The organism is Halomonas sp. B23F22_20, from assembly GCF_043496985.1.
Classification (GTDB): domain Bacteria; phylum Pseudomonadota; class Gammaproteobacteria; order Pseudomonadales; family Halomonadaceae; genus Halomonas.
On record NZ_JBIEKH010000018.1, the window covers coordinates 85,828 to 106,599 of the forward strand.

19 protein-coding genes are annotated in these 20,772 nt (G+C 63.5%); 14 read left to right on the forward strand and 5 right to left on the reverse strand.

Translation table 11 applies throughout. The features are described 5' to 3' along the window. Positions 1-159 precede the first annotated feature (159 nt). The 5 genes from ACGTN6_RS15475 to ACGTN6_RS15495 are packed head-to-tail and all read left to right on the forward strand — an operon-like array spanning position 160 to position 3,313. Positions 160-564 (forward strand): type IV pilin protein, encoded by a 405-nt coding sequence (locus tag ACGTN6_RS15475; RefSeq protein WP_394593243.1) that lies wholly within the window; start codon positions 160-162, stop codon positions 562-564. A 2-nt stretch (positions 565-566) separates the two neighbouring features. After that, positions 567-1,013, forward strand: coding sequence for a GspH/FimT family pseudopilin (locus tag ACGTN6_RS15480; protein WP_394593246.1), 447 nt, complete (start codon positions 567-569; stop codon positions 1,011-1,013). Beyond that, positions 1,010-1,450 (forward strand): type IV pilus modification protein PilV, encoded by a 441-nt coding sequence (gene pilV, locus ACGTN6_RS15485; protein ID WP_394593204.1) that lies wholly within the window; start codon positions 1,010-1,012, stop codon positions 1,448-1,450. Before ACGTN6_RS15480 ends, pilV begins: the two co-directional genes overlap by 4 nt. Beyond that, positions 1,440-2,210 carry a PilW family protein gene (locus ACGTN6_RS15490; RefSeq protein ID WP_394593207.1) on the forward strand — a complete coding sequence of 257 codons (771 nt, stop codon included), beginning with the start codon at positions 1,440-1,442 and terminating at the stop codon, positions 2,208-2,210. Before pilV ends, ACGTN6_RS15490 begins: the two co-directional genes overlap by 11 nt. 8 nt (positions 2,211-2,218) lie before the next feature. Continuing rightward, positions 2,219-3,313 (forward strand): PilX N-terminal domain-containing pilus assembly protein, encoded by a 1,095-nt coding sequence (locus ACGTN6_RS15495; protein WP_394593209.1) that lies wholly within the window; start codon positions 2,219-2,221, stop codon positions 3,311-3,313. A gap of 75 nt (positions 3,314-3,388) precedes the next feature. Here ACGTN6_RS15495 and ACGTN6_RS15500 read toward each other — a convergent pair whose 3' ends face one another. Then, positions 3,389-3,970, reverse strand: coding sequence for a GspH/FimT family pseudopilin (locus ACGTN6_RS15500; RefSeq protein ID WP_394593211.1), 582 nt, complete (start codon positions 3,968-3,970; stop codon positions 3,389-3,391). Between the two features lie 94 nt (positions 3,971-4,064). Here ACGTN6_RS15500 and thiO point away from each other — a divergent pair, with 94 nt between their 5' ends. Further along, positions 4,065-5,165 carry a glycine oxidase ThiO gene (gene thiO, locus ACGTN6_RS15505; RefSeq protein WP_394593214.1) on the forward strand — a complete coding sequence of 367 codons (1,101 nt, stop codon included), beginning with the start codon at positions 4,065-4,067 and terminating at the stop codon, positions 5,163-5,165. A 148-nt stretch (positions 5,166-5,313) separates the two neighbouring features. On the opposite strand, the gene ACGTN6_RS15510 is transcribed toward thiO, so the two are convergent. Then, positions 5,314-5,571 (reverse strand): PP0621 family protein, encoded by a 258-nt coding sequence (locus tag ACGTN6_RS15510; RefSeq protein WP_394593217.1) that lies wholly within the window; start codon positions 5,569-5,571, stop codon positions 5,314-5,316. 100 nt (positions 5,572-5,671) lie between these two features. Between ACGTN6_RS15510 and ACGTN6_RS15515 the strand changes: the two genes are divergently transcribed. Beyond that, positions 5,672-7,303, forward strand: coding sequence for an NAD+ synthase (locus tag ACGTN6_RS15515; RefSeq protein ID WP_394593220.1), 1,632 nt, complete (start codon positions 5,672-5,674; stop codon positions 7,301-7,303). A gap of 112 nt (positions 7,304-7,415) precedes the next feature. Here the strand turns inward: ACGTN6_RS15515 and ACGTN6_RS15520 are convergent, their stop codons facing one another. Next, the gene (locus tag ACGTN6_RS15520; RefSeq protein ID WP_394593222.1) at positions 7,416-8,225 is read right to left on the reverse strand and encodes an outer membrane protein assembly factor BamD; all 810 of its coding nucleotides are present in this window, start codon (positions 8,223-8,225) and stop codon (positions 7,416-7,418) included. Positions 8,226-8,384: 159 nt separating this feature from the next. On the opposite strand from ACGTN6_RS15520, the gene rluD reads away from it, so the two are divergent. From rluD to clpB, 3 genes are all read left to right on the forward strand, one after another. Continuing rightward, positions 8,385-9,344, forward strand: coding sequence for a 23S rRNA pseudouridine(1911/1915/1917) synthase RluD (gene rluD, locus ACGTN6_RS15525; RefSeq protein WP_394593225.1), 960 nt, complete (start codon positions 8,385-8,387; stop codon positions 9,342-9,344). A 10-nt stretch (positions 9,345-9,354) separates the two neighbouring features. Then, positions 9,355-10,110 (forward strand): peptidoglycan editing factor PgeF, encoded by a 756-nt coding sequence (gene pgeF, locus ACGTN6_RS15530; protein ID WP_394593228.1) that lies wholly within the window; start codon positions 9,355-9,357, stop codon positions 10,108-10,110. A gap of 419 nt (positions 10,111-10,529) precedes the next feature. After that, positions 10,530-13,112, forward strand: coding sequence for an ATP-dependent chaperone ClpB (gene clpB, locus ACGTN6_RS15535; protein WP_394593231.1), 2,583 nt, complete (start codon positions 10,530-10,532; stop codon positions 13,110-13,112). 102 nt (positions 13,113-13,214) lie between these two features. Here the strand turns inward: clpB and ACGTN6_RS15540 are convergent, their stop codons facing one another. Next, entirely contained in the window at positions 13,215-14,681 is a 1,467-nt protein-coding gene (locus tag ACGTN6_RS15540; RefSeq protein WP_394593233.1) for a sugar porter family MFS transporter, read from the reverse strand. A gap of 566 nt (positions 14,682-15,247) precedes the next feature. Here ACGTN6_RS15540 and ACGTN6_RS15545 point away from each other — a divergent pair. Together ACGTN6_RS15545 and ilvN are read left to right on the forward strand one after the other, a co-directional pair. Then, entirely contained in the window at positions 15,248-16,972 is a 1,725-nt protein-coding gene (locus ACGTN6_RS15545; protein WP_394593235.1) for an acetolactate synthase 3 large subunit, read from the forward strand. Next, a complete protein-coding gene (gene ilvN, locus ACGTN6_RS15550) occupies positions 16,972-17,463 on the forward strand; it encodes an acetolactate synthase small subunit (RefSeq protein ID WP_183389876.1) in 492 nt (163 codons plus the stop codon). The genes ACGTN6_RS15545 and ilvN overlap by 1 nt, the downstream gene beginning before the upstream one ends. Positions 17,464-17,555: 92 nt before the next feature. On the opposite strand, the gene ilvY is transcribed toward ilvN, so the two are convergent. Then, positions 17,556-18,446, reverse strand: a complete 891-nt coding sequence (ilvY, locus tag ACGTN6_RS15555) for an HTH-type transcriptional activator IlvY (RefSeq protein WP_394593239.1) — start codon at positions 18,444-18,446, stop codon at positions 17,556-17,558. 190 nt (positions 18,447-18,636) lie between these two features. Between ilvY and ilvC the strand changes: the two genes are divergently transcribed. Together ilvC and pssA are read left to right on the forward strand one after the other, a co-directional pair. After that, positions 18,637-19,653 carry a ketol-acid reductoisomerase gene (ilvC, locus tag ACGTN6_RS15560; RefSeq protein ID WP_394593249.1) on the forward strand — a complete coding sequence of 339 codons (1,017 nt, stop codon included), beginning with the start codon at positions 18,637-18,639 and terminating at the stop codon, positions 19,651-19,653. 130 nt (positions 19,654-19,783) lie between these two features. Next, complete coding sequence (pssA, locus tag ACGTN6_RS15565) at positions 19,784-20,620, forward strand: CDP-diacylglycerol--serine O-phosphatidyltransferase (protein ID WP_394593241.1); 837 nt, start codon at positions 19,784-19,786, stop codon at positions 20,618-20,620. The last annotated feature ends 152 nt before the right edge of the window (positions 20,621-20,772 follow it).

Sequence of the window (20,772 nt, forward strand, 5' to 3'; positions counted from 1 at the left end):
ACGCCGCCATCGCCCCCGCGATGGCGGCGTCTTCGTAGGATGCGGTCTCGATGGGCCTCGCCTCTCCGATGGAGACTCATTTGTCCTGTCGGAACCCTCGGTCTTGGGACATACTGAAACATGATGTAACTCAGTCGGAGGATTTACCGAGTGAGCCTGATGAGCCTCCTGAAACATGCCGACACCCGCAGGCCTCGCCCCCTGGTCGGGATGGCCGGCTTCACGTTGATCGAACTGATGATCGTACTCGCGATCATCGCCATCCTGGCGGCGGTCGCCTATCCCAGTTACACGCGCTACGTGGAGCGCTCAGTGCGGGCGGATGCCCATGCTGGACTGAATATCGCCGCCGGGGAACTCGAGCGCTGTTATACCCAGCAATATAGCTACGCTGGATGTTCCATTACAGGCACCTCTCCCGATGGGGCTTACACGATCAGCTACTCGGAAGATGGAGAAGCGGGTTATGTGATCAATGCGAACACCGGTCGGGACGATGGCTGTCCCGGAGACATCACCCTCGATGGGCAGGGCGAGAGGGGCCCCGACGATTCGTGTTGGTGAGCATGAAGGATCGCGGGGTCACGTTACTTGAACTGCTGGCGGCGGTTGCCATAGTGGTTGTTCTTGCATCCGCTTCAATACCGAGCTTCCAGCGGATAATGGCCGAAAATCGTTTGGTGGCAAGCTATAACGATGTGCTCGTCGGGCTGAATATTGCCCGCAGCGAGGCGATCAAGCGACGTCGGGGAGTGACATTCGATGTGACGAACTCAGCCCCTTGGAAATATCAGGTGAAGGTGGCAGGAATGGAGAAGCCGATTCGCGTCCGTCGCGCTGATGAAGGCATGGTGTCAATGGATGATGAAGATTTTACCGTGACATTCGATGCGTTGGGCAAAGCCACCAGCTGTATTTCCGGCTGTCGTTTGAGCCTGACACATTCGAGCGTTGGCGATCGGGTGATTGAGGTCAATGCGATGGGGCGTGTTGGTCGAGGCGCGTCATCATGAGTGCCAGGACTGGCCAGGAGCAAGGCTTCACCCTGGTCGAAGCGCTGGTCGCGTTGCTGGTCCTTTCCATCGGCCTGCTGGGCGTCGCCGCGATGCAGCTCAAGTCATTGCAGGGCGCCCATGCCGCTTATCAGCGCTCCATCGCCAGCCTGGCAGCTCAGGATGCACAGGAGCGACTATGGGCCGAGATGGCAGCGCATTGGGCAGCTCATAAGGAGCTCAAGTGCCCCGGCCCAGGCTCGGTCAATGGAGAGGGTGCAGCGTGGGACGACCAGTGGTCGAGTCTGCTTCCGGGGCTCAATCATGTTCCTGTCAGTCTGGAAGATACATGTGAGTATGATATTACCGTGTCGTGGGATGAAGGCCGTTTTTCCGGTGAAGGTGCACCCGAGTTCACCTATGCCGTGATGCTCCCAGGAGACACTGGTGAAGAGTGAAAGCGGGTTCTCGCTTGTCGAGCTGATGGTGGCCATGGTGGTGGGGCTGATCATCGTCCTGGGAGCAGGCCAGCTGCTGCTGTCCGTCTTCAAGACGCATCGTCAAGTGGACACCCTTGGCGAAAAACAGGCGGCGGTGAACTTCGCCGTCGATACCCTGATAAGAGATATCAGGCGAGCCTGCTGGGAGGAGACGGAGCCGGACGACGGCGAAGGCGAGTCCGATACGCTCGTGTTGAGCCTTCCCGACGGCGATGGTTGCGATTCGGGTATGGTGGAGACCACCTATAGTCTCGGCGAGCAGGCCGGTGGAGAGGCTGGCCGCTATTCCCTGAAAGTCGATCAAGATGATGGAGCCGGTGCCCAGGAGGTAGTGAGCGGCCTGACCGATAATGGATTTCAAGTTTCCCCTAAGGGCGACTATGGCATGACGGTGACTCTGGAGCTCATTCCTACGGCGCAGGGTGGTGAGCCTGACTCACTGACATTTGTCGCCATTAACCGCACGCAAGCGGTTAGCAATGTGGCGGCGGAAAATGATTCACCTGATGCTGGAAACAGCGGAAACAGCGGAAACAGCGGAAACAGCGGAAACAGCGGAAACAGCGGAAACAGCGGAAACAGCGGAAACAGCGGAGAAGCGCCGGAGAGTACTCCTGATGAGGGTGATCCGGGCTTCTACCAGGATGGTACTCGCATGTATGACGATTCCTGCTATAACGGTGCGAACAAGTACAAGCCAAAGCAGTGTGATGGGTAGGGCATGTTATGAAAAAGCAACAGGGAGCCGCGCTACTGGTAGTGCTTTCCGTGCTGGTCGTATCGCTGATGCTTGCTCTATCCAGTATGCAGTCATCGCTGATGGATGAAAGGCTGGCTGGCAACTATAAGGCTTCGACTGAGGCGCAGATGGGCGCCGAAAGGGCCGCTGCCATAGGGCTTGACAATTTTGACGAAGAAAGCCACTTAGAAACAGTAGACGATGTCGATGATATCAGTGCCATGGAGTGGAGTGATTTCTTGAGTGGTGACGGTGTCTTCGATGACTCATTGGGCGGCGCCGATAATGCCTGTTCGGGGAATGTGGAGTGCTTCTATCGCTTCGTCTCAGATGCCAGTGGTGACTATGTGGTCGCTTATGGTGGTGTCGTGGATGATGGTGGGGAGCTGCTGAGTGCTCGGAGCGCCGTGCTTAGGGTTGATTTTGGGGGTGGCTCTGTCTTTGCTCTCTACGGACTGTTGGCTGGTGACGATGTTAGAATAAACGGCGCTTCGGTTTTCGATGGCAGTGCACATGCCAACGGTAAGGTTGTTGTCAATGGTGCCTATGTGCAGTGGGATGAAGATGCTTCCGTAACCGATGAGGGCGATGGCGTCGAGGTCGGTATACCCGAGGTGGATTTTGCTCCCTATCTGGAAGGGGAATACGACGTCGTGACGCTGGATGTTAAAGAAGGGAGAGGAGGGAAAGCGAACTCTTGCAACTTTGACTATGCGGGAGACCTGGAGGGCAAGGTGTTTTATTGTGATGGGGATATGACCATGTCCTCGAGTGGATTCCATAACGCGATATTGTTGGCGGAAGGAGAGGTCAGCCAGAACGGTGCCGTCAGCACGGGAGAGAGTGGCGTCAGTACGGCTGTCTTGGCCAAGGGAGATATCGTGTTTAATGGCGCTAGTGTGGTCTACGGGTGGTTTTTGTCGGGTGGCGATGTCCGACAGAATGGAAGCTCGGTGCTGAACGGCTCCATCGTTGCACATGGCACTATCAGGAGAAACGGCGGAATGATGTACCACCATCTGGATGGCGACGTGAACGTCTCTAGTGAGAGCGGTGGCAAGAGAATTCTTTCTTGGCGGTGAAGCATGGCATGACGGGGTGGTTGCCGAAACATCGCTGCCAATTTTCGCCATGCGCTCATCGCTTGCATCATTGTGTCAGCACTCCGGCCGATCGGAATCGACACGCACCCTGCCAACGTTATTGACGATGACCTTGGCCCCCTCGTCATGCCGCCCACAGAGACGAAAGGTGCCGTTATAACCCGACGAATGCCCCAGTGCCGCGTAGCGTACCGGCCTGTCATCGTTGCGATAGGTGAGGGCGGGTAAGGCGCTCTCGCCGAACGCCCGAATCAGCTCATCGCCGGGTTCTCCCCGGCCATCGAAGATGGCCAGTGTCGCCAGCCAGGCTTTGCCGCCGGCGTTGTTGTCGATCTGGCATTGGGTCATGTTCGTGCTGGGACACAGGGTAACGGTGTGCCGACGGGTGATGGCGGCGCTGCGTGTCATGGCCAGGGCCGTCTTCAGCCGCATCACCTCGGCGGCAACCTCATTGCGGGCGATGAATCGCTGGTAGCCGGGAATGGCCACGGTGACGAGAATCAGCAGCACCGCCACGGTAACCAGCAGTTCGACCAAGGTGAAGCCGCTGTTGCGGGGCCTTGCCAGAGAGCGGTGCTTTGCCACAGGGCGTGGCTTGCCGGTAAGGTATCTGGCTTCGGTGGCGTCGGGCTCCATGCCTGTCTCCGGGGGACACCCGCGTTCCTCTGAGGTATCTCCTACTATCGGCCTGGCGCTGAATTCCCACCGTCAGTCAACTCGGACACGCTTCGTGAGCGATTTTCTTGTCGTGGGCGGCGGCGTCATCGGCATGATGACGACCCTGCAACTGGCCGATGCCGGCCATTCGGTAACCCTGATCGAGCGCGGCCAGTGTGGTCGTGAGGCTTCCTGGGCGGGGGGCGGTATCGTATCTCCGCTGTACCCCTGGCGCTACTCGGCGCCCATCTCGCGGCTTTCTACCTGGTCTGAGGGGTTTTATCCCGAGTTGGCGCTGCGGTTGTTTGAAGAAACCGGGGTAGACCCGGAGTATCGCCAGAAGGGGCTGCTTTACCTGCGAGTGGATGACGAGGCGAGAGCCATGGCCTGGGCTCGCGAAGTGGGCAAGCCGCTGGAACGGGTGTCCGCCGACTTTCTTTATGCCAAAGAGCCGGAGGCGGCGCCGGGCTGTGACGAGGCGTTGTGGATGCCGACCCTGGGCAGCATTCGCAACCCTCGCCTGGCTCGGGCGCTGCGCTGTCGTCTCGATGGCATGCCCCACGTCACTCTCCGCGAAGGCTGCGAGGTCACGGGCTTTCGGCGCGCCGCAAGCCGGGTGACGGGCGTACAGACCGCCGAGGGTATTATCGAGGGCGATCGAGTGATCGTCTGCGGCGGTGCCTGGGCCGCGGAGCTGCTCGAGCGTGTTGGTGTCGAGCTGCCGGTGCGTCCGGTGAAAGGACAGATGATCCTGTTCAAGGCGCCGCCGGGGCTGGTTAGCCGAGTCATACTGATGGATGGCCGCTATGTGATTCCGCGCGCCGACGGTCGGGTGTTGGCCGGTTCGACCCTCGAGGAGGCGGGGTTCGACAAGACGACGTCCGTTGACGCGCGCGATTCACTCCGGGCTTCGGCGACGCGTATCGTGCCGGCACTGGCCGAGTGCGAGGTGGAGCATCACTGGGCGGGGCTGCGTCCCGGCTCGCCGGACGGCGTGCCCTTCATCGGCGCGGTTCCCGGCATGGAGCGCCTATACGTGAATGCTGGCCATTATCGTAATGGCCTGGTGCTGGCACCGGCCTCGACGCATCTGTTGGTGGACGAACTGCTGGGGCGCGAGCCGATCCTGGACCCGGCTCCTTATCGTCTGGAAGGGCGGGTGAGTTTGACCTAGGGGAAGGCGTGGTGCGTGTCGTATCAAGGCACGTTGGGTATGACGGGCGCTGGGTGGCGCCATTCGCGCAGCAAGCTGCGCTCCCACGAAACCCCGGCTGGCTGCCCGAGAGGTGCCGCTGCCACCATCCTGCTGGGCCGCTTGGCGTTCAGTCTCCGTGCTTGCGCTCTTCCAGATACTTGTCACGGTGGTCCGCCGTGCAGAACCATTGGCCCTTGTCGCGAAGGGCATCGTCTTCGGGAAGGTGGACCTGGCACCAGGCGCAGCGGACCATTTGCCCGCCTTGGGAGCCTGCCTGGGTCGTGTCCTCCCGTTCGAGCTTCCACTCACGATACATGCGATAGAGCTTGAGGCCGGCGAAGAACAGCACGGCGAAGATGATCAGGCGGATCAGCAAGAGATTCATCCTTAATGGGCTCCCTGGTGCGGGCCGGCCGCCTTTGCCACTCGACCGCCCTTGCGGGACAATGCAGGTATCACAGGATTCTCGAGAGATTTCTACGCCCATGCAAGACCTGACGCTGGTGATGGCTCAGTTGGACCCCTTGGTCGGGGATATTCCCGGCAACACCGACCGAGCCATCGAAACGGTACGCGAGGCGCGCATCGAGCATGGTGCCGACATCGTGGTGCTGCCCGAACTGTTCCTGACCGGTTATCCGCCTGAGGATCTGCTGCTGCGCCCTTCGATGGAGACGCGTCTGCGCCATGCCCGAGCGCGGATGGCCGAGAAGATGGCGCGAGACGTGATGGTGATCGTCGGCTATCCGGGGCGCCGAGAGGGGCAGAACTGGAACCTGGCCGGGGTGCTCTACAACGGTGAATGGCTTGACGAGTATGCCAAGCAGGCGTTGCCCAACTATGAAGTGTTCGACGAGCAGCGCTATTTCGCCGTCGGCCACAAGCCGTTGGTCGTCGAGCACAAGGGCGCCAAGCTGGGCATCCTGATCTGCGAGGACGTCTGGGCCGAGGCCCCGGTACAGCGGGCGCGGGACGCTGGCGCCGAGATCCTGGTGACCCTCAATGCCTCGCCCTTCCATCAGGACAAGCCTGCCGAGCGCCTGGCGCTGCTCGAGCAGCGCGCCCGGGAGGTGTCGCTGCCGATCGTTTACGTCAACCAGATTGGCGGGCAGGACGAGCTGGTGTTCGACGGCGGTTCGGCCTGCGTCGATGGCCTCGGACAGCTGCGAGTCCAGGCGCCGCACTGGGCGGTTGGGTTGATGCCGGTGCAGTTCGTCCGTGAGCAGGGCCGCTGGGTGCCCCAGTCCGGTGAACTCGACGAAGAGGCCTCGCCCGAGGAAAATCTGTACTGCGCCCTGGTCACCGGGCTGCGGGACTACGTCAACAAGAGCGGCTTTCAGGGCGTGGTGCTGGGGCTTTCCGGCGGTATCGACTCGGCGTTGTCGCTGGCCATCGCGGTGGATGCCCTGGGGCCACAGCGCGTGCATGCGGTGATGATGCCTTACCACTACACCGCCGATATCTCGAAGCAGGACGCCGCCGCCCAGGCCGAGTCGCTCGGAGTGGAATACGAGGTGATGCCGATCGAGCCGATGGTCGAGGCCTTCATGGGCACTCTCGCCAAGGCCTTCGAAGGCACCGAGCGCGATACCACCGAAGAGAACCTGCAGTCGCGCTGCCGTGGCGTGCTGCTGATGGCCATCTCCAACAAGAAGGGATTGATGGTACTCACCACCGGCAACAAGAGCGAGATGGCGGTCGGCTACGCGACCCTCTACGGCGACATGGTGGGCGGCTACAACGCCATCAAGGATGTCTACAAGACCTGGGTCTATCGCCTGGCGCGCTGGCGCAATACCCAATCGCCGGCGATTCCCGAACGGGTCATCGAACGCCCGCCCTCTGCCGAGCTGGCCCCGGACCAGCAGGACAGCGATTCACTGCCGGACTACGACACTCTGGATGCCATCCTGGTGCGTTACATCGAGGGCGACATGAGCGCCGAGGCGATCATCGATGCCGGCTTCGATCGCGACGACGTCTACAGGGTGGTAAGGCTGGTCGATCGCTGCGAGTACAAGCGCCGCCAGGCGCCGGTGGGCGTGCGAGTCACCCGTCGCGGCTTCGGACGCGACCGGCGCTATCCCATCGTCAACGGCTGGCAGCCGGGCGAGTAGCGAAGCCGTAAGCTGTAAGCTTTAAGAAAACACCCCCATCGGCAACGCTGATGGGGGTGTTTCGGTTTCCGCGGCGGCAACGGTTGCCGGGCGGCTTGCCGCCCGACAGTTGTCAGGCGGAGAGGGGCGCCGCGTCCACGTAGCGCGGGTCGAAGGTGCGGCCGTCGAGACGCTCGTGGTCCGGGGCGTTATCGATCAGTATCCGCAGGGTTTCGCGGGCGCGCTCGGTCATGTCGAGGCCCATATAGCCTTCGACCATGACGGCCAGGGCATCGCGAGTGCTTTGCGCCTGAGGGTAGTGCTCGATCACCCAGCGGCCGCGCTCCACGGCGGCCAGATAGGCGCCCTTGCGCAGATAGAAGTCGGCGACCTGCAGCTCATGGCGGGCCAACAGGTTACGCAGGTAAACGATGCGCTGCTGGGCATCCGGCGCATACTGGCTGCTGGGGAAGCGCTGGATGAGCTCGCGGAAGTCGGAGTAGGCATCGCGAGTGGCGCCGAGGTCACGCTTGGAGATATCGATCAGCTTCAGGCCCTCGAGGCTGAAGCGGCCGGCCTGCCAGGCCGAGAGCCCGCGCAGGTAGTAGGCGTAATCGACCTGAGGGTGATCAGGGTGGAGGCGAATGAAGCGGCTGGCTGCGGCGCGGGCCTTCTCCCAGTCGCTGGTCTGATAGTAGGTGTAGATCAGCTCAAGCTGGGCCTGCTCGGCGGTGTCGCCGAACGGGAAGCGGGTATCGATGGCCTCGAGGCGGTTGATGGCGGTGGTGTAACGGCCGCCCTCCAAGGCCGCGCGGCCTTCCTCGTAAAGCTGCCGTTCCTTAAGGTCGGGGGCCTCTTCCTCGGCGGTGCTGGCACAGCCGGCCAGCAGGGCGCTCGCCAGCAGCATGGCGGCCAGGCGGGGTCCGGTCGTGATAACGCGCATCGTGATCCTCGTGTCAAACAACCCTGGGTGGCCGTGCTAGAATCGGCCCGAATCCGCCCACTATAAAGCACCTCGTGGCAAAACGCAGTCATCGCGCTACCGCGATGACGCGCATCGCCGGGGGCCGCCACATCGCCCAGACGGACCATCACCGAGCCCATGTCCCAGACCCTCCAAGCCCAGCATCGCGTTCCCGAGCACATGGCAGGCCTGCGCCTCGACCAGGCCGCCGCCGAACTCTTCGCCGACTTTTCCCGGGAGCGCCTCAAGACCTGGATCAAGGACGGCGCCCTGACACTGGATGGCCGCCCCGCCAAGCCCAAGGACAAGGTCTACGGCGGTGAAGCGCTGGCCCTCGAGGCAGTGATCGAGGACGACACCCGCTTCGAACCCGAGGACATCCCGCTGGATGTGATCTTCGAGGACGATGAGGTACTGGTGATCAACAAACCGCCCGGGCTGGTCGTGCATCCGGCCGCGGGCAACCCCGACGGCACTCTGCTCAATGGCTTGCTGAGCCACTGCTCCGGCCTGGCGGCGGTGCCTCGCGCCGGCATCGTTCACCGCCTGGACAAGGACACCAGCGGGCTGATGGTGGTGGCCAAGACCCTGGCCGCCCAGGCTTCTCTGGTGGAACAGTTGCAGGCGCGTACCGTCTCCCGTGAATACGATGCCGTTGCGGTGGGGGTGATGACCGCCGGCGGCACCGTGGATGCGCCCATCGGACGCCATCCCAAGGATCGCAAGCGCCAGGCGGTGAACGCCTCGGGCAAGCCGGCGGTGACCCACTACCGGGTGGTGGAGCGCTTTCGCGCCCACACCCATGTGCGCTGCAAGCTGGAGACCGGGCGTACCCACCAGATTCGCGTGCACCTGGCTCACCTGCGCTACCCGCTGATCGGTGACCCGGTCTACGGCGGGCGACTCAAGCTACCGGCCGGAGCCGGTGAGACCCTCAAGGAGGTGCTTCGCGAGTTCCCCCGCCAGGCGTTGCATGCCCGCAAGCTGGCCTTCGTGCATCCGGCCAGCGGTGAGACCATGAGCTTCCGAGCGGCGCTTCCCGACGACCTGCTGATGCTGCTGGACTTTCTGCGCGAAGATCGCGAGACCCGACGCTAAGGAAACCGCCATGAGCGATGCCCTGGACCTGCGCCCCACCTTGATTCGCCCCGACTGGCCCGCGCCGGCCTCGGTGGCGGCCTGCGTCACCACCCGCGAGACCGGCCCCAGTCAGGGCGATTTCGCGGCCTTCAATCCGGCCCTTCACGTGGGTGACAATCCCGCTCACGTGGCTCTGTGTCGCCGGCAGCTACACAAGGAGATCGGCGATGACCGCCCGCTGCTGTGGCTCGACCAGGTGCACGGCGCCCGGGTCCAGTCGGAGTATGCCGAGGATTCGCCCGAGGCCGACGCCGCGGTGGCTTTTGATCGCGGCCACGCTTGCGTGGTGCTGACCGCCGACTGCCTGCCGGTGTTCTTGTGCGACCGAGATGGGCAGCGGGTTGGGTTGGCCCATGCCGGTTGGCGAGGCCTCGCCGGCGGCGTGCTGGAGGCCACCGTGGCGGCCATGGGCGTACCGCCCGAGTCGCTGATGGCTTGGCTGGGGCCGGCGATCTCCAACGCGCAGTTCGAAGTGGGCGGCGAAGTGCGACAGGCCTTCGTCGCCGTGCAGCCCGAGGCCGTCGAGGCCTTCGACCCGAGCCCCTATCGGCTGGGGCATTACATGGGCGATCTCTACAAGCTGGCGCGCCTGCGCCTCGAGCGGCTGGGGCTCGCCCACGTCAGCGGCGGCCATTTCTGCACCGCCTGCGAGCCGCGCTTCTATTCCCATCGGCGCGACAACGGCGTTACCGGCCGCATGGCCAGCATGATCTGGATACGATAAGACGCGGCTACGCCCGGCCAGTAGCTTGAAGCTGGAAGAGCGCCGCTTCGCGCCTGGAAGCTGGAAGTTCCCGGCTTCGCCAGGTGCTGGAAGAATGCCCGCTTCGCGGACGTAAGCTCGAAGAGCGGTGCTTCGCACCTGGAAGAACGCTCGCTTCGCGGGCTTAAGCTTGAAGAAACCCCTTGACCTCATGATGGCGGGGTTCATGCTGTCTTCCAGCTTCCAGCTTCCAGCTTCCAGCTTCCAGCTTCCAGCTTCCAGCTTCCAGCTGACGCTTGATCCACATCAATCCTCCCTCGCTTCCATTGGCGGCCGACTTGAAAGCCGGCCACCCTGACGCCATCTAGGATGTCAAGATCCATGACACTGGGACAGGCGGCGCGTCCGATTCGTGCCGCCCTCCCGACGGAGGAAAGCGAATGCGATTCGACAAGTTCACCGCCAAGCTGCAGAACGCCGTGGCCGATGCCCAGTCCCTGGCGGTGGGACACGGCCACAACCAGCTCGAGCCCGGCCACCTGCTGCTGGCGCTGCTGGATGCCACCGATACCGGCGTCAAGGCGCTGGTGCAGAAGGCCGGCGGCGACGCCGCTCGGCTACGCGATGGCTTGGTGGGCCACCTGGACGACCTGCCGAAGGTCGCCGACTTCGATGGCGAAGTGCAGCCGTCCCGCGACCTGGTCAAGCTGTTCAACCTCACCGATCGCGAGGCCCAGAAGCGCGGCGACCAGTACATCGCAAGCGAATTGGTGCTGCTGGCGGCGCTGGAAATGCGCCACGCGGTGAGCAAGCTGCTCGGTCAGGCCGGGCTGACCCGCAAGGCACTCGAAACCGCCATCAATAGCGTGCGTGGCGGCGAGAAGGTCAGCGACCCCAACGCCGAGGAGAGCCGCGAGGCGCTGGACAAGTACACCCTGGACCTCACCGAGCGGGCGTCCAGCGGCAAGCTCGACCCGGTCATCGGCCGCGACGACGAGATCCGCCGCACCATCCAGGTGCTGCAGCGGCGCACCAAGAACAACCCGGTGCTGATCGGCGAGCCCGGCGTCGGCAAGACCGCCATCGTCGAGGGCCTGGCCCAGCGCATCGTCGACGGTGAGGTGCCGGAGGGGCTCAAGGACAAGCGCGTGCTGTCGCTGGACATGGGCGCGTTGCTGGCCGGGGCCAAGTTCCGCGGCGAGTTCGAGGAGCGTCTCAAGTCGGTGCTCAAGGAGCTGGCCCAGGAGGAGGGCCGGATCATCCTGTTCATCGACGAGCTGCACACCATGGTCGGTGCCGGCAAGGCCGAGGGCGCCATGGACGCCGGCAACATGCTCAAGCCGGCGCTGGCGCGCGGGGAGCTGCACTGCGTGGGCGCCACCACCCTCGACGAGTATCGCCAGCACATCGAGAAGGACGCCGCCCTGGAGCGCCGCTTCCAGAAGGTGCTGGTCGACGAGCCCTCCGAGGAGGATACCGTGGCCATCCTGCGCGGGCTCAAGGAGCGCTATGAGGTGCACCACGGCGTCGACATCACCGACGGCGCGATCATCGCCGCCGCCAAGCTGTCGACCCGCTATATCACCGACCGCCAGCTGCCTGACAAGGCGATCGACCTGATCGACGAGGCCTGCTCGCGGATCCGTATGGAGCTCGACTCCAAGCCGGAGGAGATGGACCGTCTCGATCGCCGGCTGATTCAGCTCAAGATGGAGCGTGAGCATCTCAAGAAGGAGACCGACGAGGCTTCCAAGAAGCGTCTCGACTCCCTCGAGGAGCAGATCGGCGAACTCGAGCGTGAGTACGCCAACCTCGACGAGATCTGGAAGGCCGAGAAGGCGAGCATTCAAGGCGCGGCTCAGTTCAAGGACGAGCTCGACAAGGCACGCATCGATCTCGAGCAGGCGCGTCGCCAGGGCGACCTGGGGCGGATGTCCGAGCTGCAGTACGGGGTGATCCCCGGGCTCGAGAAGAAGATCGCCGAGAGCAGCGCCGCCGAGACCGATACCTCGCAGCACCAGTTGCTGCGCTCCAACGTCACCGAAGAGGAGATCGCCGAGGTGGTGTCGCGCTGGACCGGCATCCCGGTGGCCAAGATGCTCGAAGGCGAGCGCGACAAGCTGCTGCGCATGGAGGAGGCGCTGCACGAGCGCGTGATCGGCCAGGACGAGGCGGTCACCGCGGTATCGAACGCCGTGCGTCGCTCCCGGGCCGGGCTCGCCGACCCGCATCGCCCCAACGGCTCCTTCCTGTTCCTCGGCCCGACCGGGGTCGGCAAGACCGAGCTGTGCAAGGCGTTGGCCGGTTTCCTGTTCGATACCGAGGAGGCCATGGTGCGTATCGACATGTCCGAGTTCATGGAGAAGCACTCCGTGGCGAGGCTGATCGGCGCGCCTCCGGGTTACGTCGGCTATGAAGAGGGCGGCTATCTGACCGAAGCGGTGCGCCGCAAGCCCTACTCGGTACTGCTGCTCGATGAGGTGGAGAAGGCCCACCACGATGTCTTCAACATTCTGCTGCAGGTGCTCGAGGACGGCCGCCTGACCGACGGCCAGGGACGCACGGTAGACTTCCGTAATACAGTGATCGTGATGACGTCCAACCTGGGCTCGGAGATCATCCAGCGCATGGGCGGTGACGACAGCGACTACGCGCAGATGAAGTCGGCGGTGATGGACGTTGTGGGTAGCCACTTCCGCCCCGAGCTGATCAACCGCATCGACGAGGTGGTGGTATTCCATGCCCTGGGGCAGGAGCAGATCCAGGCCATCGCCAGCATCCAGCTCGACCGTCTGCGTGCTCGACTCGCCGAGCACGATCTGGGGCTCGAGGTGTCCGACGAGGCCATGGCCCAGTTGGCGGTGGTGGGCTTCGATCCGGTGTTCGGCGCGCGGCCGCTCAAACGGGCGATCCAGCATCGCCTCGAGAATCCGCTGGCCCAAGACCTGCTGGCCGGACAATTCTCACCGGGCGACGTGATTCGCGTCGAGGTCGACGACGGTCGCTTGGTCTTCCATCACTGAAACGAGACCGCCCGCGCCAGAAGGCGCGGGCGGTCATGGTCTTCAAGGCCCGCCGGCACGCTCGATGCGTTGCGTGTCGGCGGGCTTTTTCGTGCGAGAGCGTCAGAAGCGCTGTGCCGCGGCGGATACGGCGGCGCGCTCGCCGCGGGGCTCGCGGACCAGCCGCTTCTGCAGTTCCTCGAGGGAGACGCCCTTGGTTTCAGGCATCAGGAACATCACGAACAGCAGCTGCAGCGCCATCATCACGGCGAAGAAGGCGAATACCGGGCCGCCGCTGAAGGAGCCGAGCACCCAGGGCATCACCAGGGTGATCAGCGCCGCACACACCCAGTGCACCGAGCTGCCGAAAGACTGGCCGCGGGCGCGCACGTGGTTGGGGAACACCTCAGCGATGAATACCCAGATGATGGCGCCCTGGCTGATCGCATGGGCGGCGATGAACAGGCCGAGCAGCAGCGGCACGTCCAGCCCGCCCAGGTCACCCTGGAAGAAGGCGCGCGAAATCATCACCAGCGAGGCCAGATAGCCGGCCGAGCCGATGTAGAGCAGGGTGCGGCGACCCAGTCGGTCGATCAGCGCCATGCCGAGCATGGTGAACACCAGGTTGACCAGGCCGATGCCGGCGGTGGAGAGCAGGGCGGTGCTGGCGCCCAGTTCTGCGGCCTCGAGCACCCGCGGCGCGTAGTAGATGATGAAGTTGATGCCCGAAAGCTGGTTGAAGAAGGCGATCAGGAAGGCCAGCAGGATCGGCAGTCGATAGCGGCCGGAAAAGAGGCTGGCATGGGCGCGCTGCTCGCTGTCCTCGGCGGCGCGGATCTCGGCGATCTGGGCGTCGACGTCGGCCTCCGGAGCCAGGCGGCGCAGTACCTCGGTGGCGCCGGCGATATCGTTGCGATGCAGGATCAGCCAGCGCGGGCTGCGCGGCACTCGGCTGATCAGCAGGGTGTAGAGCAGCGCGGGCACGGCCTCGATGCCGAGCATCCAGCGCCAGGCGTTGTCGTCGAGCAGCGCGCCCAGCGCATAGTTGGAGACGAAGGCCATCAGGATGCCGAACACGATGTTGAACTGGTAGAGGCCGACCAGCACACCGCGATACTTGGGCGGGGCGATCTCGGAGATGTAGGTCGGGGCGGCGACCGAGGAGATGCCGACGCCGATGCCGCCCAGCAGGCGGAACAGCGAGAACCAGTAGGGATCGGTGGCCAGCGCCGATCCGATGGCGGACACCAGATAGAGAATGCCGATCAACAGCAGGGTGGCGCGGCGGCCCAGCCGGTCGGTCGGCCAGTTGCCGGTGATGGCACCGAGCACGGTGCCCCACAGGGCCATGGACATGACCAGCAGGCCATGCTGGAGGTCGCTGAGCCCCCAGAGCGTCTGGATGGGCTGGTCGGCGCCCGAGATGACCGCGGTATCGAAGCCGAACAGGAAGCCGGCCAGCGCCACGGTGATGGACCATTGCACGATGCGTGACATGGTGCGTCTCCTCTGGTGAGGCGGTGTCTGGGTATTGTTGATATTGGTGAATCGATTCATCTTGCGAGCGAAATCCCGAGGCTTTCGGAGCATGAACGTGGATTTCGACTGCCTTTCGGTAGGTGAATCGTGTCACCCGCAACATTAAAGCAGTATCCCTACGCGGTCGCGAGTCAATCGGTATAGACTTTCGTCGCAGCAATGGGCGCGAAAGGGGCGAACACGCCGGTAAATTCACCGATTGATGGTTTGTCCCCCATGAGGCGGTTGACACTTTTCGGGCGCTATTGGAATCTTGACCCTTCCTGATAATCGGGCGCGGACTCCAGCGGGCGATCCCCCATTACCGCGCGAAGGGTAGGCCAAGGGGCCTTTACTCGCCGAAGGACTTCCGGGTCCGGGCCAACCGCCCGACCTGGCCAATGCCCCGACGCGGCGATCTGCCGTGATAGGGATACGTTGATGGATGCCGCGCGACGAAAGATCGAGCGCCGCCATGCATCAGCGTTCCCGACGAGAGTGCTGGCCCCAACCGGGCCTAGATAAGCCAGGGTTTGGCATCAGGTGCCGGCGAGACCGGCAGCGGCATACCGCCGCACTCGACCCCGTGCCCGACAGGGGCGCGGATCGCACTCGAGACCTCCAGGGGAGAAACATCTGTGGAATTGCTTTCCGGCGCGGACATGATCGCCCGCTTCCTCCAGGATGAGGGCGTCGAATATATCTATGGCTATCCAGGCGGTGCGGCGCTGCACATCTACGACGCCCTGTTCCGCCAGGACAAGGTCAAGCACATCCTGGTGCGCCATGAACAGGCGGCGACCCACGCCGCCGACGGCTATGCCCGGGCTTCCGGCAAGCCGGGCACGGTGCTGGTCACTTCCGGCCCCGGTGCCACCAATGCCGTCACCGGCATTGCCACCGCCTACATGGACTCGATTCCCATGGTGGTGCTGTGTGGCCAGGTGATGAGTCACCTGATCGGCGACGACGCCTTCCAGGAAACCGATATCGTCGGCGTGACCCGACCGATCGTGAAGCACAGCTTCTCGATCAAGCACCCGACCGAGATTCCGGAAGTTCTCAAGAAGGCCTACTACCTGGCCTCTACCGGACGTCCCGGTCCGGTGGTCGTGGACATTCCAAAGGACATGACCACCCCCACCGAGCGCTACGAATACGTCTATCCGAAGAAGGTCAAGCTGCGCTCCTACAACCCGGTGGCGCGCGGCCATACCGGTCAGATCAAGAAGGCCGTCGACCTGATGCTCAAGGCTCGCCGACCGATCTTCTACACCGGCGGTGGCGTGGTGACCGGCGATGCCAGCGAAGGCCTGACCGATCTGGTCAAGCGGCTCGGCTTCCCGATCACCACCACGCTGATGGGCATCGGCGCCTTCCCGCAGAGCGACGAACAGTGCCTCGGCTGGCTGGGCATGCACGGCTCCTACGAGTCCAACATGGCCATGCACCATGCCGACCTGATCGTTGCCATCGGCGCACGTTTCGATGACCGGGTGACCAACAACACCTCCAAGTTCTGCCCCACCGCCAAGATCGTCCATGTCGACATCGACCCCAGTTCGATCTCCAAGACGGTGCGTGCCGACGTGCCCATCGTGGGGCCGGCTGGCAGCGTGATCAACGAGATGATCAGCCTGCTCCAGGGGCGTGAGGTCGCTAATCCCGAGGCGCTCACCGAGTGGTGGCAGACCATCGACGGCTGGCGCGAGGAACGGCTCGGCAAGCTCTACGAGCCGTCGAAGGACGGCGAGGTGCTCAAGCCCCAGGAGGTCATCGAGGCGATCTGCCGGGCGACCCGTGGCCAGGCCTACGTGACCACCGACGTGGGGCAGCACCAGATGTTCGCGGCCCAGTACTACAAGTTCGACAAGCCCAACCGCTTCATCACCTCCGGGGGGCTCGGCACCATGGGCTTCGGTTTCCCGGCGGCCATGGGCATCAAGCAGAACTTCCCCGACGAGCAGGTGGTCTGCGTGACCGGCGAGGGCAGCTTCCAGATGATGATGCAGGAGCTCTCGACCTGTAAGCAGTTCGGCGGGGGCGTCAAGATCGTCAACCTCAACAATGCCTCGCTCGGCATGGTGCGCCAGTGGCAGGACCTCAACTACAAGTCCCGCCATGCGCACTCCTACATGGAGTCGCTGCCCGATTTCCAGAAACTGATCGAGTCATATGGCTTTACCGCCCTGAAGGTGCAGACGAAAGAGGAACTCGAGTCGGCGCTGGAGAAGACCTTCGCCGACAACGACGAGCTGGTGTTCCTCGACGTCGCCGTGGATCCCCACGAGCACGTCTATCCGATGCAGGTGCCTCTGGGCTCCATGCGTGACATGCTGCTTTCCAAGACGGAGCGGACCTGATGCGCCATATCATCTCGATTCTGATGGAAAACGAACCGGGCGCCCTGTCTCGCGTGGTGGGGCTGTTTTCCCAGCGCAACTTCAACATCGAAACCCTCAACGTGGCGCCCACCGACGACGAGACCCTGTCGCGGCTGACCGTCACCACCATCGGCGATGACCGGGTGATCGAGCAGATCACCAAGCACCTCAACAAGCTGATCGACGTGGTCAAGCTGGTCGACCTGACCGAGGGCAGCCACATCGAGCGCGAGCTGATGCTGGTCAAGGTCAAGGCGTTGGGCGCGGCCCGCGATGAGGTCAAGCGCACGGTGGATATCTTCCGCGCGCAGATCGTCGACGTGACGCCGAGCCAGTACACCGTGCAGATCACCGGTGATGCCGGCAAGCTCGATGCCTTCCTGGAGGCGATGTCTCCGGTGGGGCTACTCGAGGTGGCGCGCACCGGGGTGTCGGGGATTGCTCGCGGCGACAAGGTGCTGTCGCTGTAATTGTCGACGGCGCTCGTGCCGTAAGTTGGTATCCGCGCAATCCGCACAGTAAGCCGTCCCACGGGGCGGCTTTCTTGTGCCTGGAAGGAATGTCAGCCGCGCTCCTCGACCTCCGCCCACAGGGCGCCGATCAGTGGACTCTTCAGGCGACGGTTGAGCACGCACAGGCCGACGTCGTAGTGGGGCAGCTCCGGTTTCACCGGCAGCACCCGGACCCGCTCTGCCAGCGGGCTCGCTTCCAGTACGATACGCGGGACCACGCCGACGCCGAAGCCCAGGCTGACCATGCTGACGATCGCCTCGTGACCGGCCACCTGGGCGTAGATGCGCGGCTTGACGCCTAGTGCCCGGAACCAGGTGTCGCTGACTTCCCGCGAGAGTCCCGATTCCGAGAGCACCATGGGCACGTCTTGCCACTGCGCGGCGCTTGGCGATTCGGGCGAACTCGGTATCCAGGGCTGAGGAGCCTTGGGCGCGATGAACACCAGCGGCGAACGGGTCAGCGACTTGAAGGCCAGTGCCTCGGGAAGGCGGCGCGGGCGAGATGTGATCGCCATGTCCTCGTTGCCGGCGAGCACCCGGGACATCGACTGGGCGGGATCGCCGGTGTGCAGCTTGAGTTCGATGCCGGGATGGCGGGTCCGAAACTCGCTGAGCAGGTCGTAGAGGAAGCTATAGCTGGCGGTCACGGAGCAGTAGATGCTGATCTCGCCGGTGAGAGCCAGCGCTTCGCTCATCAGTGACTGACGCAGCCGCTCCCACTCTTCGAGGGTATCTCGGGCATAGTCCTGAAAGTGGTGTCCCTGTCGGGTCAGGGTCACATGGCGATTGTCTCGCTCGAACAGGGCGACGCCCAGTGTGTCCTCGAGCTGACGGATCGAGCGGGAGAGGGTGGAAGGACTGACGTGGCATGCCTCGCTGGCACGTCCGAAGTGCAGGGTGTCGGCCAGGGCCAGGAAGTGCCTGAGGGGGCGCATGTCCATACGGCATTGTTTCACTTTGTGGGATGTGGCATTGCAAATATAGCGTTTTACGCAATGAGGTGCCTGGCGTAAAGTTTCCCCATCGACTCGAGCCATGGGCCCGGGTGCCGACTCCCAGCGCCGCGGCAAGACGGCGCGGGTGGCCATCGACGCTGACATCGACTTCATTCTCGTTTCCAGGAGCATCCACATGCGCGTTTATTACGATAAGGACTGCGATCTTTCGCTCATCCAGGGCAAGCAGGTAGCCATCGTGGGCTACGGCTCCCAGGGCCACGCCCACGCCAACAACCTCAAGGAATCCGGTGTCGACGTGACCGTCGCACTGCGTCAGGGCTCCTCCTCCGCGGCCAAGGCCGAGGCCGCAGGCCTCAAGGTTGCCTCCGTGGAAGAAGCCGCCAAGATCGCCGACGTGGTGATGTTGCTGGCGCCCGACGAGAACCAGAAGGCCATCTACGAGCAGCAGATCGAGCCGAACCTGAAGCAGGGTGCGACCCTGGCCTTCGCCCACGGCTTCAACATCCACTACAACCAGATCGAGCCGCGCAGCGACCTGGACGTGCTGATGATCGCGCCCAAGGCGCCGGGCCACACCGTGCGGTCCGAGTTTACCCGTGGTGGCGGCATCCCCGATCTGATCGCCATCCACCAGGATGCCTCCGGCACCGCCAAGGAGCTGGCCCTGTCCTACGCCGCGGCGATCGGCGGCGGTCGTAGCGGCATCATCGAGACGACCTTCAAGGACGAGACCGAGACCGACCTGTTCGGCGAACAGGCCGTGCTGTGCGGTGGTGCGGTCGAACTGGTGAAGGCTGGCTTCGAGACCCTGACCGAGGCGGGCTATGCGCCGGAAATGGCCTACTTCGAGTGCTTGCACGAGCTCAAGCTGATCGTCGACCTGATGTACGAGGGTGGCATCGCCAACATGAACTACTCCATCTCCAACAATGCGGAGTATGGCGAGTACGTCACCGGCGGCGAGGTCATCAACGACCAGTCCCGCGAGGCGATGCGCAACGCGCTCAAGCGCATCCAGACCGGCGAGTACGCCAAGATGTTCATCAACGAGGGCAATACCAACTATCCCTCGATGACCGCGCGTCGCCGTCTCAACGCCGAGCATCCCATCGAGCAGGTCGGCGAGAAACTGCGTGCCATGATGCCGTGGATCGCCGCCAACCAGCTGGTCGACAAGTCCAAGAACTGATCGGACTCGACCGGCGGCAGTCGACGAAAGGGCGCGGAGATCCGCGCCCTTTTTGCGTTTACGGACGATGAGTCATCGGCGGCTCTATGTGTAGAATGGGGCCAACCCAAGCCGCAACGGATGACACCGAATGAGCCAGGACCCCAGCAACCGCGAGCAGAAAACGTCGCCATCGCACGATGACGAAGACCTGGCCCAGACTTTCCTGCGCGAATCGGAGGTCGTCGAAGAGGCGCTGGAAGACGGCAAGAAGGTTCGTCGCAAGGGGATCTACCTGCTGCCGAACCTGTTTACCACCTCGGCGCTGTTCTCCGGTTTCTTCGCGGTGGTAGCTGCCATCAACGGCGATTTCACCGCGGCGGCGATCGCCATCTTCATCGCCATGGTGCTCGATGGGCTGGATGGCCGGGTGGCACGTCTGACCAATACCCAGAGCGCCTTTGGCGCCGAGTTCGACTCGCTCTCCGACATGCTCTCCTTCGGCGTGGCCCCGGGATTGGTCGCCTTCACCTGGATCCTCCAGGACGTGGGCAAGACCGGCTGGGTGGTGGCCTTTCTCTACGTGGCCTGTGCCGCGCTGCGCCTGGCCCGCTTCAATGTGCAGATCGGCAGCGTCGACAAGAAGTGGTTCATCGGCCTGCCGAGTCCCTCTGCCGCGGCGGTGGTTGCCGCCAGCGTCTGGACCTTCCACAGCTTCGATGCCGATGCTTTCGGCTTCAAGTTGTTGATGCTGTTCCTGGTTGGGGCCGCCGGCGTGCTGATGGTCAGCAACATCCGCTATTACAGCTTCAAGGATGTCGACCTCAAGGGGCCGGTACCCTTCGTCGTGCTGCTGGCCATCGTACTGGGGTTCGTGGTCATCTCCATCGAGCCTTCGGTGATGCTGCTGCTGCTGTTCGGTGGTTACGTCGCCTCCGGCCCGATCCTCGCCCTGCTGCGCAAGATGAAAGGCGGCACCCGGGACTGAATCGCGTTACCCTGGCTACGCTACAACGCCCGCCTCGTGCGGGCGTTCGCGTCTCTGGCCGGGGCGCACGATTATCCACAGCCGGTTCATTGTCGGGGTGGTTGTGGATAGCTGGAATGGAGCAATGTCACCGACTCCTCATGCTTTCGACA

What these genes read in the sequence shown, in the direction of transcription:
- ACGTN6_RS15475 (WP_394593243.1), top strand. Translation starts at nt 160, where the DNA reads ATGAGCCTCCTGAAACATGCCGACACCCGCAGGCCTCGCCCCCTGGTC.
- ACGTN6_RS15480 (WP_394593246.1), top strand. Translation starts at nt 567, where the DNA reads ATGAAGGATCGCGGGGTCACGTTACTTGAACTGCTGGCGGCGGTTGCC.
- pilV (WP_394593204.1), top strand. Translation starts at nt 1,010, where the DNA reads ATGAGTGCCAGGACTGGCCAGGAGCAAGGCTTCACCCTGGTCGAAGCG.
- ACGTN6_RS15495 (WP_394593209.1), top strand. Translation starts at nt 2,219, where the DNA reads ATGAAAAAGCAACAGGGAGCCGCGCTACTGGTAGTGCTTTCCGTGCTG.
- ACGTN6_RS15500 (WP_394593211.1), bottom strand. Translation starts at nt 3,970, where the DNA reads ATGGAGCCCGACGCCACCGAAGCCAGATACCTTACCGGCAAGCCACGC.
- ACGTN6_RS15510 (WP_394593217.1), bottom strand. Translation starts at nt 5,571, where the DNA reads ATGAATCTCTTGCTGATCCGCCTGATCATCTTCGCCGTGCTGTTCTTC.
- ACGTN6_RS15515 (WP_394593220.1), top strand. Translation starts at nt 5,672, where the DNA reads ATGCAAGACCTGACGCTGGTGATGGCTCAGTTGGACCCCTTGGTCGGG.
- ACGTN6_RS15520 (WP_394593222.1), bottom strand. Translation starts at nt 8,225, where the DNA reads ATGCGCGTTATCACGACCGGACCCCGCCTGGCCGCCATGCTGCTGGCG.
- rluD (WP_394593225.1), top strand. Translation starts at nt 8,385, where the DNA reads ATGTCCCAGACCCTCCAAGCCCAGCATCGCGTTCCCGAGCACATGGCA.
- pgeF (WP_394593228.1), top strand. Translation starts at nt 9,355, where the DNA reads ATGAGCGATGCCCTGGACCTGCGCCCCACCTTGATTCGCCCCGACTGG.
- clpB (WP_394593231.1), top strand. Translation starts at nt 10,530, where the DNA reads ATGCGATTCGACAAGTTCACCGCCAAGCTGCAGAACGCCGTGGCCGAT.
- ACGTN6_RS15540 (WP_394593233.1), bottom strand. Translation starts at nt 14,681, where the DNA reads ATGCTCCGAAAGCCTCGGGATTTCGCTCGCAAGATGAATCGATTCACC.
- ilvN (WP_183389876.1), top strand. Translation starts at nt 16,972, where the DNA reads ATGCGCCATATCATCTCGATTCTGATGGAAAACGAACCGGGCGCCCTG.
- ilvY (WP_394593239.1), bottom strand. Translation starts at nt 18,446, where the DNA reads ATGGACATGCGCCCCCTCAGGCACTTCCTGGCCCTGGCCGACACCCTG.
- ilvC (WP_394593249.1), top strand. Translation starts at nt 18,637, where the DNA reads ATGCGCGTTTATTACGATAAGGACTGCGATCTTTCGCTCATCCAGGGC.
- pssA (WP_394593241.1), top strand. Translation starts at nt 19,784, where the DNA reads ATGAGCCAGGACCCCAGCAACCGCGAGCAGAAAACGTCGCCATCGCAC.